The organism is Bradyrhizobium sp. CB1717 (genome assembly GCF_029714325.1).
Lineage (GTDB): Bacteria > Pseudomonadota > Alphaproteobacteria > Rhizobiales > Xanthobacteraceae > Bradyrhizobium.
Genome location: NZ_CP121666.1, coordinates 6,885,071 through 6,901,249, shown reverse-complemented (window position 1 = coordinate 6,901,249; position 16,179 = coordinate 6,885,071). Strand labels below are relative to the sequence as shown.

Below are 16,179 nucleotides of genomic sequence, written 5' to 3'. Positions count from 1 at the left end.
TCAGTGATTGACACTACGCAACACGTTGTCGACGGCCGTGCCGAGCTTGTCGACGATCTGATCGATCTCATCTGCCGATGCGATATAGGGCGGCGCCAGCAGCACATGATCGCCGCGGACGCCGTCGACGGTGCCGCCGCCGGGATAGCAGCCGAGCCCGTTGGCAAAAGCCTCGGCCTTGATCTTCTGGTGCAGCTTGAGCGCGGGATCGAACGAGGCGCGCGTCGGGCGATCGGCAACGAGCTCGATCGCCCAGAACAGCCCGCGGCCCCTGATGTCGCCGACATGGCGGTGGTTGCCGAAGCGCTCGGTCAGACGCTGCTCGAGCTGCCGGCCGCGTTCCTTGACCTTGTCGAGCAGGCCGTCCTCGCGGATCACATCCTGCACCGCGAGCGCGGCCGCGCAGGCGAGGGGATGTGCGAGGTAGGTATGGCCGTGCTGGAAGGCGCCCGAGCCCGCGCGGATCGCGTCGATGATCTTCCCACTCGCAAGCATCGCGCCGATCGGCTGGTAGCCGCCGCCGAGACCTTTTGCGATCGCCTGGATGTCAGGGGCGACGCCTTCCTGCTCCCAGGCATGCGTGGTGCCGGTGCGGCCCATGCCGCTCATGACCTCGTCGAGGATCAACAGCGCGCCGTGCCGGTCGCAGATCTCGCGGACCGCCTTGAAGTAACCGTCGGGGGCCGTCACCGCGCCCGCAGTGGCGCCGACGACGGGCTCGGCCAGGAATGCCGCCACAGTGTCAGGGCCAAGCCGCTGGAATTCGGCTTCGAGCTCCGCGGCCAGTCGCGCCACGAACCGTGCGTCGGATTCCTCCTCGCGCTTCTCGTGATAGGCAAAGGCCGGCGTGACGTGGCTGAATGCTGCGGAAAGCAGCGGTGCATAGGGCGCACGGCGCCAGGCATTGCCGCCGGCGGCGAGCGCGCCGAGCGTGTTGCCGTGATAGCTCTGCCGCCGCGCGATGAAATGCTGCCGCTGCGGCTCGCCGCGCTCGATGAAATATTGCCGCGCCAGCTTGATGCTGGCTTCGATCGCTTCCGATCCGCCGCTGACGAAATAGGCATAGGCGAGGCCGCCGGGCTCGTGTCCGACCAGCCTCTCGGCCAGCGCTTCGGCCGGCTCGGAGGAGAAGAAGGCGGTGTGGGCATAGGCGAGCGTCGAGGCCTGTTTCGCCATCGCCGTGATCACGCGCGGATGCTGGTGGCCGAGGCAGGAGACGGCCGCGCCGCCGGAGGCGTCGATGATGCGGCGGCCGTCTTCGGCAAATAGATAGACGCCTTCGCCGCCGATCGCCTTCGGCGGAGTCTCACGCAACGAACGGTGCAGCACGCGGCTGGTGCGAGTGCTCATGGATCAACCTTTCTCCGAGACGTAGGTGGAGGCCGCGGCAAGCCGAGCCTCGGTATTTTCCAGACGCTTCTTCGCGGCGACGCCGCCAAGCGAGAACGTCACCGCCGCGAGCGACTGCGCGATCGCGATCGCGCCCGTAAGACTGGGGAAAAAGCCGGGCGACGACGCCGCCTCGAACAGCAGCACGTGGTCGGCGCCCTCGGCCATTGGTGCCGAGAGGCTGTCCGCAATCGCGATCAGCGTTGCGCCGCTGCGATGAGCGGCCTGCGCGACGCGGACGCTCGCATGCGTGTAAGGCAGGAAGCCGACGACGATGACGGCTTCGCCGGGACGGAACGCGCCGAGATCGAGATCGTCGGGGCCGGATGCGCCGATGAGCTGCACCTGCTCGGGGCGGAACAGCCGCAGCTCGTAGTTCAACAGCTCCGCCACGCTGCGGCAGCTCCGATAGCCTGCGATCCAGATCCGCTTCGCCTCGTGCAGCGCGCGTGCGGCTTCTGCAATCGGGTGCGCCGGAATGCGTGGAAGGCCGGCGGCCTCGGCTTCGAGCTTGTCGATGACGAGCGCGACATCGGCGTTGGGGCCGTGGCGGCGGCTCTTCGCCCGGCCGGAGAAGGGCGAGGTCTGCGAGGGCCGCCGCGCTTCCGTCAGTGCGGCGCGCAGCTCGTCCCAGCCTGAATAGCCGATCGCCTTGGCGAGCCGCGTGAACGCGGCAGGGTCGGCGCCGGCTTCGGCAGCGAGATCGCGCATCGAACGGGTGGTGGCGTCGTAATCATTGGCGGCGACGAAGCGGCCGACCTCCTGCAGGCGCAGGGGGAGCGATGGCAATGCGATGCGCAGTTCGCTCAGGGGCGAGGATTTCGCGGGCTCGGCCATGAAACATTTGTTGCATGAAACGAGGTTTGGTGCAACAGTTGACGTGCGCCGCCGGAAATCGCTGCATTTGAGAAGGATTTTTGTGCTGTGACCGCCGATCATCCCAGACCGCCGCCGCGCCGCCGCTTCTTCGCGCTCGGGCGCAACGAATTGAAGGGCCTGTTCTGGCAGGTGCTGGTGGTCGGGATCGCGGTCGGAGTGATCGCCTTCCTCTGGTCCAACACAGTCACCAACCTGTCGGCCCGCCGCATCACCACCGGCTTCGCCTTCCTCGGCCGCGAGGCCGGCATGCCGATTGCCGACAGCCTGCTTGCCTACAATCCGAGGGATACGTATCTCTGGGCCTTCGTCGTCGGCATCGCCAACACGCTGCGTGTCGCGGTGATCGGCATCGTGCTCGCGACCGTCCTCGGCACGCTGATCGGCGTCTCCCGGCTGTCGGCCAACTGGCTGCTGTCGCGGCTCGCCGCGGTCTATGTCGAAACGCTCCGCGACATCCCGCTGCTGCTCCAGCTGCTGTTCTGGTACGTCCTGATGCAGGCGCTGCCCGCCGCGCGCGCAGCGTGGCGGCCCGTCGAGGGCGTGTTCCTCTCCAATCGCGGCCTGATCCTGCCGGCGATCCCGTTCGGGCCGCCACAGCTCTGGGTGCTCGGCGCGGCGGTGCTGGGTCTGGCTGTGTTCTATATCATCCGGCGACGGCTGATCGCCCAGCAGATGCGCGACGGCAAGCCGCGACCGGCCTGGCCCTTTGCGCTCGGTCTCATCGTCGCGCTGCCGGCGGCCGTCTCGCTGGTGCTCGGCGTATCCTGGACGATCGAGTGGCCGCAGCTGCGCGGCTTCAACTTCGTCGGCGGGCTGACGCTCGCCCCGGAATATTTTGCGCTGCTGATCGCGCTCGTGACGTACACCTCGGCCTTCATCGCCGAGATCGTCCGTAGCGGCATTCAGTCGGTGCCGCGTGGCCAGTGGGATGCCGCCAATGCGCTCGGCCTGCGCCGCAGCTTCATGCTGCGGCAGATCATCCTGCCGCAGGCGCTGCGCGTGATCGTGCCGCCGATGACGAGCCAGTATCTCAACCTGACCAAGAATTCCTCGCTGGCGGTCGCGATCGGTTACCAGGACGTGGTCTCGGTCGCCAACACCACGCTGAACCAGACCGGGCAGGCGATCGAGGCCATCGCGCTGATCATGGCGGTGTTCCTGACCATCAGCCTTTCCATCAGCTTCTTCATGAACTGGTACAACGCGCGCATCGCGCTGGTGGAGCGCTGAGCATGACTGCGATCACCGACATGCCCGATGCACCCCGCGCCGCCCGCCGGCCGCAGATCGGCAATCCGGTGCTGCGCTGGTTGCGCAAGAATCTGTTCTCGTCGATCCCGAACGGTATCCTCACGATCGTGCTGCTGGCGATCCTCGCCAAGGGCATCTTCAGCTTCTTGCAATGGGGCATCGCCAACGCGGTCTGGTTGACACCGGCCAACGATTCCAGTGCCTGCAAGGCGGCGCGCGGTCTCGGAGCCTGCTGGGCCATCATTCCCGAGAAATACCGCTTCATCCTGTTCGGCACCTATCCTTTCGACGAGCAGTGGCGACCGGCGCTGGCAGTGCTGCTGTTCATCGCGCTGTACTATCTCTCGACCCGCCGCGCGCTGTGGCGGCGCGAGCTTGTCTATCTCTGGATCGGCGCACTGGCGCTGATCAGCGTGCTGATGTGGGGCGGCGTGTTCGGCCTGTCCTTCGTCTCGCAGGACCGCTGGGGCGGCCTTCCCGTGACGCTGATCCTGGCGACGTTCGGTCTTGCCTTCGGCTTCCCGCTCGGCATCCTTGTCGCGCTCGGCCGGCGCTCGAAGCTGCCGGCGATCCGCTCACTCAGCGTGCTCTATGTCGAGCTGATCCGCGGCGTGCCGCTGGTCAGCCTGCTGTTCATGGCGAGCGTGATGTTTCCGCTGTTCATGCCCAGCGGCTTCAACATCGACAAACTGCTGCGCGCCCAGATCGCGATCATCCTGTTCGCCGGTGCCTATCTTGCCGAGGTCATCCGCGGCGGCCTCCAGGCCGTGCCACGCGGACAGTATGAAGCGGCCGACGCGCTGGGACTGTCCTACTGGCGCAAGCATCGGCTGATCGTCCTGCCGCAGGCGATCCGCCATGTCATCCCGCCGCTGGTCAACACCTTCATCGCCTTCTTCAAGGACACCAGTCTCGTCCTGATCATCGGCATCTTCGACCTGCTGACGACAGCCAAGACCGCGATCATCGATCCTGCCTGGCAGCAGTTTTCGGTCGAGGTCTACATCTTCGTGGCCGCGATCTACTTCGTCTTTTGCTTCGCGATGTCGCGCTACAGCCGAAGTCTTGAGGCAAGCACCGCCTCGCGGTAATCCGGGAACACGAACTCTTTATGTCGTGCCTACAACGCGACACGGGATTTCGACTGGGAATCCTACGTCGCGGGATCCACCTGTTCTTTGCTGGTGGCAGTCAACAAGAGGCACGTCGAATCATGATCAAATCTGTTCTCGCCGCGTCGGCCGTTGTGGTCGCGCTTTGCTCTGCCGCCTCAGCCCGCGAGGTGGTGCACCATCCATATGTCGCTTCTGAAACCGCTGCCGGGATGTCGCAGGTGCACCCGGGCTCCATGAGCTCCGCGGCCATGGCGGAGGACGCGGGCTACGATGCGCATCAGTACCACGGCGGCCCGAAGGTGAATGACTAAGAGCTGACCCAGGGCGCCGAGACTCTGGCGACCACGCAAAGATCATTGACGGCGGAAATGCCGGCACCGGCGAAGGCGTGATGCCCTCGCCGGTGCGGCTCCGCTCTATGCCTTCACTTGGGATCGATCGGCGTCGTCCCGCGCAGGCCCAGAATGTCTTCCAGCACCTTCGCGCCGGCAATCACCTGCGCATCGGCGCGCGGGGCGCCGACGACCTGCACGCCGACCGGCAGGCCCGACGCCGTGAAGCCGCACGGCAGCGACAGCGACGGGCAGCAGGCGAGCGTGATGGCGTAGACTATGCCGAGCCATTCGATGTAGTTCTCGAACCTTTTGCCGGCGCATTCGGCGACGTAGCGGTTTTCGATCGGGAAGGGCGGCACGATCGTCGTCGGTGTCAGCAACAGATCATAGCTCTTGAAGAACTCGACCGCGCGGGCGGTCATGCCGACGCGCTGCGCCTCGGCGCGCGCGAGCTGCTCGACCGTGAGCTTGAGGCCCTCCTCGATATTCCAGATCACCTCGGGCTTGAGCAGGTCGCGCTTGGTGCGCAGCAGATTGGCCTTGGTGATCGCGAAATCGAAGGCGCGCAGCACGTGGAAGCATTCATGCGCCTCGCGCCAGTCCGGATGGGCCTCCTCGACGATGGCGCCGGCTTCCGCGAAACGATCGGCGGCCTTCCGCGTGATCGCCTTCACTTCGGGATCAACAGGGGTGATGCCGAGATCGGGCGAGTAGGCGATGCGCTTCGGTCTCTTGCCCGCCTGGGCCGCCGACAGGAACGAGGTTGTGGGGGCGGGCAGCGACAGCGGATCGTCCGCATAGTCGCCGCTCATGGCATCCAGCAGCAGCGCGAGATCCTCGACGTTGCGCGCCATCGGGCCGACCACGCCGAGATTGCGATCGATGCCCGATTTGGGGGTATGCGCGACGCGGCCGATGCTCGGCCGCATGCCGACGACGCCGCAGAATGCCGCCGGGCTGCGCAAGGAGCCGCCCATGTCGGAACCTTGCGCCAGCCAAGCCATGCCGGTCGCGAGCGCCACGGCCGCGCCGCCGGACGAGCCCGCTGCCGATTTCGTCGTATCCCAGGGATTGAGCGTCGCGCCAAACACCTCGTTGAAGGTGTTGGCGCCGGCGCCGAACTCCGGCGTGTTGGATTTGGCGTAGACCACCGCGCCGTTGGCTTCGAGATTCTCGACCATGAGGTCGGACTTCGCGGGAATGTTGTCCTTGAAGATCGGGGAGCCCTGCGTGTTCAGCACGCCCGCGACGTCGGTCAGGTCCTTGATCGGCACCGGCAGGCCTGCGAGCAGTCCGCGCGCACCGGCCGGTTTCTGCATCATGGCTTTCGCATTGGTCCGCGCGCGATCGAAGCACAGGATCGGCAGCGCGTTCACCTTGCCGTCGACCTCACCGATGCGCTTCTCCAGCACATCCAGCAGCTCGAGCGGCGAGACGTCTCCGGAGCGCAGCTTGTCGACGAGGGTGCTGGCGGTTTCGCGGATCAGGTCTTGAGACAACTATCTTACTCCTGTGCTTATTTTAGTTCGTCATTGCGAGCGTAGCGAAGCAATCCAGACTGCTACCCGCGGATAAATTCCTGGATTGCTTCGCTGCGCTCGCAATGTCGAAGGATAGGGCTAACCCCAGCCTGCGCTGATGCCGCCGTCAACCGTGTAGATCACGCCCGAGGTATAGCCGGCGCGATCCGAGGCGAGGAACGCCATGAGGTCGCCGATCTCACGCGCGTGCGCGGGGCGGCCGAGCGGCAGGCTCTTCTGGAATTCCTTGTAGCGGCTCTCGTCGCCGAACTGGTGCTTTGCGCGCGTCTTGAGCAGGGTGAGGTGGCGGTCGGTGCCGACAGGACCGGGATTGATGCCGACCACGCGGATGTTGTCGGCAAGGCTCTTGCCGCCGAGCGCGCGGGTGAAGGCCATCAGCGCCGCATTGCCGGCGCTGCCGCAGATGTAATTGGCGTCGAATTTCTCGCCGGCCGCGCCGATGTCGTTGACGATGACGCCGCCGCCCTTCGCCTTCATCCGGGCGTAGATATGCCGCGTGAGGTTGATGTAGCCGAACACCTTCAATTCCCAGGCGTGCCGCCAGGTCGCCTCGTCGATCTTGTCGATCGAGCCGCCGGGGATGTCGCCGGCGTTGTTGACGAGGACGTCGATGTCGGCTGCTTCCTTGGCAAGCCGCGCCACGTCCTCTTCCTTGCGCAGGTCGACAATGCTCGTTGCGGCGTCGATCTGGTGTGCGGAGCGCAAGCGATCTGCCAGCACCTTGAGCTGGTCGCCGCTGCGGGCGGCGAGCAGGAGATGCGCGCCTTCCTCGGCAAACGCCTCGGCGGCGGCTGCCCCAATGCCCTTGGACGCGCCGGTGATCAGGACGCGCTTGCCGCGCAGATGCAGATCCATGGGGAGTACTCGCGAGGATGGGAACAGGATAAAATCAGTAGGCGCCCGGCTGCGCCATGGTCAACATTGCAGTGCAGCGTTGCACTGCCGTCGACTTTGGTTCATTGCAGTGCGGTCAAAAAAGACGGCGCTGCCGGACCAACCAAGGACGTTCTCGATGAGCAAGAAGCAATACCGGATCGCGGTCATTCCCGGCGACGGCATCGGCAAGGAAGTGATGCCGGAAGGCCTGCGCGTTCTGGAGGCGGCCGCGAAGAAGCATGGAGTCTCCGTGCATTTCGACCATTTCGACTTCTCGTCCTACGATTATTACGAGAAGCACGGCCAGATGATGCCCGATGACTGGAAGGAGAAGATCGGCAAGCACGACGCGATCTATTTCGGCGCGGTCGGCTGGCCGGCCAAGATTCCCGATCACGTCTCGCTGTGGGGCTCGCTGATCAAGTTCCGCCGCGAGTTCGACCAGTATGTGAATTTGCGTCCGGTGCGGCTGATGCCCGGCGTGCCGTCGCCGCTGGCGGGCCGCAAGCCCGGCGATATCGATTTCTGGGTGGTGCGCGAGAACACCGAAGGCGAATATTCCTCGGTCGGCGGCCGCATGTTCCCGGACACCGACCGCGAGTTCGTCACCCAGCAGACGGTAATGACCCGCACCGGCGTCGATCGCATTCTCAAGTTCGCCTTCGAGCTCGCCCAGTCGCGGCCGAAGAAGCACCTGACCTCGGCGACAAAGTCGAACGGCATCTCCATCACCATGCCCTATTGGGACGAGCGTGTGGAGGCGATGGCCAAGAAGTTCCCGGGCGTGAAGTGGGACAAGTACCACATCGACATCCTGACAGCGAACTTCGTGCTGCATCCGGACTGGTTCGACGTCGTGGTCGGCTCGAATTTGTTCGGTGACATCCTGTCCGATCTCGGCCCCGCCTGCACCGGCACGATCGGCATCGCGCCGTCAGGCAACATCAATCCCGAGGGCGATTTCCCCTCGGTGTTCGAGCCGGTGCATGGCTCGGCGCCTGACATCGCAGGGCAGGGCATTGCCAACCCGATCGGTGCGATCTGGTCGGGCGCGATGATGCTCGAGCATCTCGGCGAGAAGGAAGCCGGCAAGTCGATCGTCGATGCGATCGAGCGGACGCTCGCCGAACGCACGCTGCGCACCAAGGATCTCGGCGGCAACGCCGACACCACGGCCTGCGGGAAGGCGGTCGCGGATATGGTGGACTGAGTGTCTCACCCTCTCTCCTTGTGGGAGAGGGTGGCTCGCCGCGCAGCGGCGAGACGGGTGAGGGGTCTGTCTCCGCGGAGACAGGCCTCTATCAATTGCAAAGTAGTTCGCCGAGAGAACCCCTCATCCGGCGCTTCGCGCCACCTTCTCCACAAGGGGAGAAGGGAAGAAGCGCATTCTACACATAAGACTTCCGCGCCGGATCGAAGATCGGCGGATAATCGTTCTCGTCGAGCAGATCGAGAAACGGGTCGAGACCCCTGGTCTTGATGAGCCCGAGCTCCTGATGCGAGATCAGGTTCACGGTCAGGATCTCCACGGGATCGCCCGCGATCTCCAGCGCCTCGGCGATCTGCTTATCGGGGCCGATGATCGGTGTGAGAAACAGGAACGTCTGGAAGTCCGTTCCTGCAACCGGCGGCCACGGCAGCGCGACGCGATGGCCGAAGCCGAACCAGGTCGTGTCGATGAACGGCAGATTGGCCAGCCAGCGCAGATTGGCGCAAACCTCCTCTGTCGGTTCGCGGACATACCACATCAGCTCGGCACGCGGCTTTGCGTCCCCAGGCACCCCCGGCATCCGTTGCTCGCTCATGCCGTTGGTCAGAAGCACGTAGCCTTCGTCAGATCCCTCCTGGCACACCGGCACGAAATCGCGGCCAAAGGCGTGGATGTCGATGCGGCGCTCCGCGCTTTCCTTGAAGCTGTACTCGGGCTCGCCAAGCTCGCTCTCATAGATGGCGAGCCGTTGCCGGTAGGGGTCGGCTGCGTGTGATGGCTCCGCGGAGCCGGATATGAGCTTTGCGAGACGGGAGAGCATGTGAACCTCGAGAGCGGATGTGTGCCGGGATATCCGCGTTGTCGCGAGACGACGCCAGCCGGTTCAAATCCGCCCTTCCGCCATGGCGATCCTTCGCCGTCGTCCACACTCCCGTGCGCAATCGTCCATGAACTCGGAACGACGCTGACGATGCGCTTCGGTCTCGACTAGCCCGCGATCTTCTCGATCGCCGCCTGATCCAGTCCGAACTTCTTCCCGGCTTCGAGAATCTCCTGCCAGGTGGTCGGATCGACCGAAATGCCTTCGGCGAGGCGCTTCCTCTTGGTTTCGCGCTCGGGCTCGCCGGCGATCAGTACCTTGTCGACGCCGGGGCCGGGAGGCGAGCCGGTGTGCCAGGCAACAAAACTCTCGACCTCGCGCGCGAGATTTTCGCCGGTGCCGAGCTTGCCCGGGTCGATGACGATCGAGAGCATGCCGTTGAGGACGTTGTACTTGCCATCGGACGGGCCCTTGACCACCTGCCCGCCGGAGAGCGCGCCGCCGAGGATTTCGCACACGAGCGCGAGCCCCGAACCCTTGTGCTCGCCGAACGGCAGGATCGCGCCGTATGGCGGGATCACAGTGTAGCGCGGGTTGACCGTGGGCTTGCCTTCATTGTCGATGATGGTGCCGGGCTCGAGTTCGACGCCCTTGTTGTGGGCGACGCGGGTCTTGCCCTGCGCGATCCTGCTGGTGGCGAAGTCGAGCACGATCGGGTCCTTGCCCCTGCGCGGGATGCCGACGCAGAACGGATTGGTGCCGTGGCGGGCATCGCTGCCGCCCCAGGGCGCCACGATCGGGCGCGAGATCACGTTGACGAAGTGGATCGAGACCAGCCCGTGGTCGATGCACTGCTCGGCCCAGTGGCCGATGCGGCCGATATGGTGCGAGTTGGAAAGGCCGACGAGGCACACGCCGTTGCTCTTGGCGCGCTCGGCCGCCAGCTCCATCGCTTCATGGCCGATCACCTGGCCGTAGCCGGTGAGGCCGTCGAGCGTGAGAAGGGGACCCGTGTCGAGCACGATCTTGACGTGCGCGTTCACGGCGAGGCCGCCATTGGTGACGCTCTGGACATAGCGTGGAATCATGCCGACGCCGTGCGAGTCGTGTCCCCTAAGGTTGGCCTCGACGAGATTGGTGGCGACGAGCTCGGCCTCGCGATCCGAGGAGCCGCCCGCCTTGACGATGGCGCGGATGGCGTTGGTGAGCGGCTCTGCCTTGAAGGTGCGATAGTCGGCCATTGTTGCTGCTCTTATCCTTTCACGATCCGGCGGCAGTGAACCCACGCCGCTTCAATCAGGTTCTCGCTGGCCTCCGGCGTGCGGAAGGCGGAATGCGCCGACAGCGTCACGTTCGGAATCTTCGTCAGCGGATGATCCGCCGGCAGCGGCTCGATGTTGAAGACGTCGAGGCCGGCATGGCGGATATGGCCCGACTTCAGCGCGTCGATCATCGCGGCTTCGTCGACGATCGCGGCGCGGGCGGTGTTGACGAGGATGACGCCAGGCTTCATCGCAAAGATCCTCTCTCGGGTGATCATGCCGCGCGTCTCGTCGTTGAGCAGCAGGTGCAGCGACACGACGTCGCTCTTGGCCAGCACCGTATCGAGATCGGTGAATTCGACGCCGGGATAGCTCTTCGGCGAGCGGTTCCAGGCGATCACCTTCATGCCGCTGCCTGTGGCGATGCGCGCGACCTCCGCGGCGATGCCGCCGAAGCCGATCAGGCCGAGCGTCTTGCCGGTGAGCTGCATGCCGTCCTCGCGCAGCCAGCTGCCGGCGCGCATCTCGCGATCCATCATCGCGATGACGCGGGCCGAGGCCCACATCAGCGCGATCGCGGATTCCGCCACGGCGGTGTCGCCATAGCCCTTGATGAGGTGCACGGAGATGCCGAGCTCGGCGAGCTCCTCCGGGTTCATGTAGCTGCGCGCGCCGGTGCCGAGGAACACGACGTGCCTCAGACCAGTGCACTTCTTCGCGACCTCGGTCGGCAGCGTCGTGTGGTCGACGATCGCGATCTCGGCGCCGTCAAGGATCTCGGGATATTGCTCGGGCTTGATGTCGGGATCCCGGTGGATCCGCACCTCGGGGTCGCCAGGCTTCTCCAGCCGCTCCATGATCACGGCGAGGGCTTCGTTGGCGTCGACGAAAACTCCGCGCATGGCTCTCTCCGGTCAGGATGCGACGCCGGCAATCGCCAGCACGGTATGCATCAGCACGTTGGTGCCAGCAGTGCAGTCGGGCTGGGTGGCGTCCTCCAGCTCGTTGTGGCTGATGCCGTCCTTGCAGGGCACGAACACCATCGCGGCCGGCATGATTGTGTTGAGGTTGCAGGCGTCGTGGCCGGCGCCGGAGGTGATGCGGCGGGAGGAATAGCCGAGCGTCTTTGCCGCGTTCTCGACCGCCGCGATCAGCTTCGGATCAAAATGTGTCGGCGGCTTGCGCCAGACGAGATCGACCTTGACCTCGACCTTGCGGCGCGCGGCGATCTCGGCGATGGCGGCGCGCAGGTCGCGGTCGAGCGCATCCATGATGGCGCCATCCGCGCTGCGGCAGTCCATGGTGAAGGCGATCTCGCCGGGAATGACGTTGCGCGAGGGGTTTGCGATCACGGCTTCGCCGATGGTGCCGACCGCGTTCGGCCCATGCTTCTTGGCAATCGCCTCCATCGCAAGCACGATCTCCGACAGCGTTGCTAGCGCATCGCGCCGCAGCGGCATCGGGGTCGAGCCCGCATGGCTCTCGAAGCCGGAGATCTTGCCGTCGTACCAGAGCACGCCCTGGCCGGAATCGACCACGCCGATGGTCTTGCCCTCGGCCTCCAAAATCGGGCCCTGCTCGATATGCAGCTCGACGAAGCAGCCGAGCTTCTGGAAGCCGATCGGCTTGTCGCCGCGATAACCGATGCTGTCGAGCGCCTGGCCGACGGTCGTGCCGTCGATGTCCTTGCGCGACAAAATGTCGTCGGTGGTGAAATCGCCGACATAGGCGGCGGAGGCCATCATCGCCGGCGCGAAGCGCGAGCCTTCCTCGTTGGTCCAGTTGACGACGCAGATCGGCGCCTCGGTCTCGATGCCGGCGTCGTTCAGCGTGCGGATCACTTCCAGCGCGCCGAGCGTTCCCAAAATGCCGTCATACTTGCCGCCGGTCGGCTGGGTGTCGAGATGCGAGCCGATGCCGACGGGCAGCTTCGACATATCGCGGCCCTTGCGCAGGCCGAACTGCGAGCCGAGCGCGTCGACATGCACCTCGAGGCCGGCGTCCTCGCAGGCCTTGCGGAACCAATCGCGCACCTGCTTGTCCTCGGCGCTCAGCGTCAGCCGCCGCACGCCGCCCTTGGCCGTCGCGCCGAACTGCGCGGTCTCGTGAATGGAGCCCCAGAGGCGGGCGGAATCGATTTGCAGGTTGGTGGCGGCTCGGCTCATGCGTCTCATCCATTGGTCGCTGTCATTCCGGGGCGCCCGCAGGGCGAACCCGGAATCTCGAGATTCCGGGTTCTCGCTTCGCGAGCCCCGGAATGACGGTAGAAAATCCGGCACTTTTTCAATGACCCGCCAGCGCGGGCGCGTCAACCGCGAGGCTGCTCTGCGCAATCTGACATGCAAGCTCGGCGACGCGCTCCACGGCGACGACGTCGGGTGAGGCGAGCCAGCTTGCGGTGAAGGTCAGCGGTGCGATCGCAAGATCGGTGTCGAGCAGCTGCAACCGGCCGTCGGCGAGTTCGTTCTCGACGATGGCATCGGGGATCACGGCGATGCCGAGCCCCTCGACCGCCATGTGGATCACGGTCGCCAGCGAAGCGGACGCATGCAGCCGGATCGGCGGCAGCTCCGGCCGGTCGAACACCTCGCGCACGACCTCGTAAGGCTTGGTCTTGCGCGGGAAGGTGATGATCGGAAACCGCGCGAGCTCCGCCGGCGTGACCGGGCCCTTGCCGAGTCCGAGCGAGGGGCTTGCGAGGAAACCGATCGGGTAGTCGGCGAGCACGCGGTTATGCACGCCGGAGGCCGACAGCGGCCCGACCACGAAGGCGAGCTCGATCTCCTGCGCGAGCAGGCGCGCGGTGAGGTTCGGCGTGATGTCGACCTCGATTTCGAGCGACAGGTTCGGATAGATCTCGTTCACGCTCTTCACGAGGCGCGGCAGCCAGGTGTGCACGATGGTTTCGGCGACGCCGAGCCGCATCACGCCGCGCATCGCCGAGCGGTCGCCGATCTCCGCCATCATCTGCGCGCGCAGGCCGATCAGCTTCTCCGCGTAGACCATCATCTGCCGGCCGCTCGGCGTCGGCGAGGCGACGCGATGATCGCGGTTCAGGAGCTTCACGCCCATCTCGCGCTCGAGCTGGGCGATGCGCTGGGAGATTGCCGGCTGGGTGGTGTTGAGCCGTGCGGCGGCGCCGCGAAAGCTGCCGAGCTTCACAACCCAGAGGAATGTCTCGATCGACCTGAAGTCCAGCATTGGAAGGATTTTCCCAGTCGATAAATTGGATTTATCGATATTGATTAGAAAGGAAGATTAGACTTTATAGCACGCTTGGTGTTGGCTTGTCTTTGTCGAGTTTATAGGCAGGTCAATCGCATGACTGTTTTGGTGGCAGCGCAGCAAACTGAAACACCTGACGCCCTTCCGAGCCGCCAGGCGCGGCTCGCCTATCGCGCCGGCGAGGTGGGATCGACCGCCGGGATCGCCCCCGGCTTCGTCCAGGGCAATCTGGCGATCCTGCCTGCCGAATATGCCAGCGCCTTTCACCGTTTCTGCCAGCTCAATCCGAAACCGTGCCCGATCATCGGCATGTCCGACGTCGGCAGTCCGCATATTCCGGCGCTGGGCGCCGATCTCGACATCCGCACCGATGTTCCCCGCTACCGCGTCTGGCGCGACGGCGAAGTCGTCGCCGAACCGACCGATGTGAAGAGCTACTGGCGCGACGATCTCGTGACCTTCGTGCTCGGCTGCTCGTTCTCGTTCGAGGAGGCACTGCTCGACGAGGGTATGCCGATCCGCCACATCGAGCAGAACGTGCGCGTGCCGATGTACCGTACCAACATCGCCTGCGGTGAGGCCGGCCCGTTCGCAGGCCCCATGGTGGTGTCGATGCGCCCGTTCAAGCCGGCCGATGCGATCCGCGCGGTGCAGATCACCTCGCGCTATCCCGCAGTGCATGGTGCGCCCGTGCATCTCGGCCATCCGCACCTGATCGGCATCAAGGACATCGCCAAGCCCGACTACGGCGACCCCGTACCTGTCGCCGATGACGAGATTCCGGTATTCTGGGCCTGCGGCGTGACGCCGCAATCGGTGATCAACGCGGCGAAGGTACCCTTCGCGATCACGCATTCGCCCGGCCTGATGCTGGTGACGGATCTGAAGAACAGGACCATGGCCGTGATTTAATGGGCAGCGTTTGCTGCTTCTTCAGGCTTTACGCTATCTGCCAATCGCTTCATTCGATACGCGCAAAATTCGGATAACAGGGGACTTTGCCAATGACGATCAATCGCCGCGACGTTCTGCTCGGAGCCACCGCCGCCGCTGCGCTGCTGCCGCTAGCTGCGCGCGCGCAAACCTCTGAAGTGGTGATCGGCGCAACCTATCCGCTGTCGGGCTCCGGTGCCCAGGTGGGCGTCGATGCGCAGCGTGCGTTCGAGACCGCGATCGACATCATCAACAACGACCAGGACTTCGAGCTTCCGCTGGCAAAGGGCGTCGGCTTGCCGGGCCTCGGCGGCGCCAAGATCCGTATCGTCTATGCCGACACCCAGGGCGACCCGCAAAAGGGGCGCGCCGAAGCCGAGCGCCTGATCACGCAGGAGAAGGTCTCCGCCATCCTCGGTTCCTACCAAAGCGCGGTCGCAGTCACGATCAGCCAGATCTGCGAACGCTACCAGATTCCGTTCATGTCGGCGGACAACTCCTCCCCGAGCCTGCATCGCCGCGGTCTGAAGTATTACTTCCGCGCCTCGCCGCATGACGAGATGTTCTCGGCCGGGATGTTCGACTTCCTCGATGCGATGAAGAAGAAGGGCGCCAAGGCCCAGACGCTGGCGCTGTTCCACGAAGACACCATCTTCGGCACCGACTCCGCCAACGCCCAGACCAAGCTCGCGACCGAGCGCGGCTACAAGATCGTCGCCGACATCAAGTACCGCGCCAACTCGCCGTCGCTGTCGGCTGAGGTGCAGCAGCTCAAGGCTGCCAATGCCGACGTACTGATGCCGTCGAGCTACACCACGGACGGCATCCTGCTGGTCAAGACCATGGCCGAGCTCGGCTACAAGCCGAACGCGATCGTGGCCCAGGCGGCCGGCTTCTCCGAAAAGGCTCTCTACGACGCCGTTGGCGACAAGCTCGAGGGTGCGATCACCCGCGGCAGCTTCTCGCTCGATCTCGCCGCCAAGCGGCCGATGGTCGGCAAGATCAACGATCTGTTCAAGGCGAAGTCGGGCAAGGACCTCAACGACAACACGTCGCGGCAGTTCATGGCCATGATCATCATGGCGGACGCCATCAACCGCGCCAAATCGACCGACGGCGAGAAGATCCGTGATGCGCTGGCCGCGACGGAAATGCCCGGCGAGCAGACCATCATGCCCTGGAAGCGCGTCAAGTTCGACGAGATGGGCCAGAACAACGATGCCGATCCGGTCCTGCTGCAATATGTCGGCGGCAAATTCGTCACCATCTTCCCGTCGCAGGCGGCGGTGGCCGAGCCGATCTGGCCGATGAAGTAAGCGATCAGACCAGCGGGCGGGGGACGA

At 65.0% G+C, this 16,179-nt stretch carries 15 protein-coding genes; 6 read left to right on the top strand and 9 right to left on the bottom strand.

Annotated elements, in window-relative coordinates:
- Both QA649_RS32240 and QA649_RS32235 read right to left on the bottom strand, forming a co-directional pair.
- Positions 1–1,350, bottom strand: coding sequence for an aspartate aminotransferase family protein (locus QA649_RS32240; protein WP_283020742.1), 1,350 nt, complete (start codon positions 1,348–1,350; stop codon positions 1–3).
- Between the two features lie 3 nt (positions 1,351–1,353).
- Positions 1,354–2,226, bottom strand: a complete 873-nt coding sequence (locus tag QA649_RS32235; protein WP_283020741.1) for a MurR/RpiR family transcriptional regulator — start codon at positions 2,224–2,226, stop codon at positions 1,354–1,356.
- Positions 2,227–2,313: 87 nt separating this feature from the next.
- Here QA649_RS32235 and QA649_RS32230 point away from each other — a divergent pair, with 87 nt between their 5' ends.
- The 3 genes from QA649_RS32230 to QA649_RS32220 all read left to right on the top strand — a co-directional run bounded on the left by QA649_RS32230 (position 2,314) and on the right by QA649_RS32220 (position 4,945).
- Entirely contained in the window at positions 2,314–3,498 is a 1,185-nt protein-coding gene (locus QA649_RS32230; RefSeq protein WP_283020740.1) for an ABC transporter permease subunit, read from the top strand.
- Positions 3,499–3,500: 2 nt separating this feature from the next.
- Positions 3,501–4,610, top strand: a complete 1,110-nt coding sequence (locus tag QA649_RS32225; RefSeq protein ID WP_283020739.1) for an amino acid ABC transporter permease — start codon at positions 3,501–3,503, stop codon at positions 4,608–4,610.
- A 122-nt stretch (positions 4,611–4,732) separates the two neighbouring features.
- Positions 4,733–4,945, top strand: a complete 213-nt coding sequence (locus tag QA649_RS32220) for a hypothetical protein (RefSeq protein WP_283020738.1) — start codon at positions 4,733–4,735, stop codon at positions 4,943–4,945.
- A gap of 113 nt (positions 4,946–5,058) precedes the next feature.
- Here the strand turns inward: QA649_RS32220 and QA649_RS32215 are convergent, their stop codons facing one another.
- A complete protein-coding gene (locus QA649_RS32215) occupies positions 5,059–6,468 on the bottom strand; it encodes an amidase family protein (protein WP_283020737.1) in 1,410 nt (469 codons plus the stop codon).
- A gap of 120 nt (positions 6,469–6,588) precedes the next feature.
- Positions 6,589–7,365: an SDR family oxidoreductase gene (locus QA649_RS32210; RefSeq protein WP_283020736.1), complete on the bottom strand. Its 777-nt coding sequence runs from the start codon at positions 7,363–7,365 to the stop codon at positions 6,589–6,591.
- Between the two features lie 157 nt (positions 7,366–7,522).
- On the opposite strand from QA649_RS32210, the gene QA649_RS32205 reads away from it, so the two are divergent.
- Positions 7,523–8,596 (top strand): tartrate dehydrogenase, encoded by a 1,074-nt coding sequence (locus QA649_RS32205; protein WP_283020735.1) that lies wholly within the window; start codon positions 7,523–7,525, stop codon positions 8,594–8,596.
- 178 nt (positions 8,597–8,774) lie between these two features.
- Here the strand turns inward: QA649_RS32205 and QA649_RS32200 are convergent, their stop codons facing one another.
- The 5 genes from QA649_RS32200 to QA649_RS32180 form a co-directional block, all read right to left on the bottom strand.
- On the bottom strand, positions 8,775–9,416 hold the full coding sequence (locus QA649_RS32200) for a suppressor of fused domain protein (RefSeq protein ID WP_283020734.1): 642 nt from the start codon (positions 9,414–9,416) through the stop codon (positions 8,775–8,777).
- A 167-nt stretch (positions 9,417–9,583) separates the two neighbouring features.
- The gene (locus QA649_RS32195; RefSeq protein WP_283020733.1) at positions 9,584–10,657 is read right to left on the bottom strand and encodes a malate/lactate/ureidoglycolate dehydrogenase; all 1,074 of its coding nucleotides are present in this window, start codon (positions 10,655–10,657) and stop codon (positions 9,584–9,586) included.
- A gap of 11 nt (positions 10,658–10,668) precedes the next feature.
- Positions 10,669–11,580: an NAD(P)-dependent oxidoreductase gene (locus QA649_RS32190; RefSeq protein WP_283020732.1), complete on the bottom strand. Its 912-nt coding sequence runs from the start codon at positions 11,578–11,580 to the stop codon at positions 10,669–10,671.
- Between the two features lie 12 nt (positions 11,581–11,592).
- On the bottom strand, positions 11,593–12,843 hold the full coding sequence (locus QA649_RS32185) for a Zn-dependent hydrolase (protein ID WP_283020731.1): 1,251 nt from the start codon (positions 12,841–12,843) through the stop codon (positions 11,593–11,595).
- 118 nt (positions 12,844–12,961) lie between these two features.
- Complete coding sequence (locus QA649_RS32180; protein ID WP_283020730.1) at positions 12,962–13,879, bottom strand: LysR family transcriptional regulator; 918 nt, start codon at positions 13,877–13,879, stop codon at positions 12,962–12,964.
- A gap of 120 nt (positions 13,880–13,999) precedes the next feature.
- Between QA649_RS32180 and QA649_RS32175 the strand changes: the two genes are divergently transcribed.
- Both QA649_RS32175 and QA649_RS32170 read left to right on the top strand, forming a co-directional pair.
- Positions 14,000–14,815 carry a putative hydro-lyase gene (locus QA649_RS32175; RefSeq protein WP_283020729.1) on the top strand — a complete coding sequence of 272 codons (816 nt, stop codon included), beginning with the start codon at positions 14,000–14,002 and terminating at the stop codon, positions 14,813–14,815.
- 92 nt (positions 14,816–14,907) lie between these two features.
- A complete protein-coding gene (locus QA649_RS32170) occupies positions 14,908–16,152 on the top strand; it encodes an ABC transporter substrate-binding protein (protein WP_283020728.1) in 1,245 nt (414 codons plus the stop codon).
- The last annotated feature ends 27 nt before the right edge of the window (positions 16,153–16,179 follow it).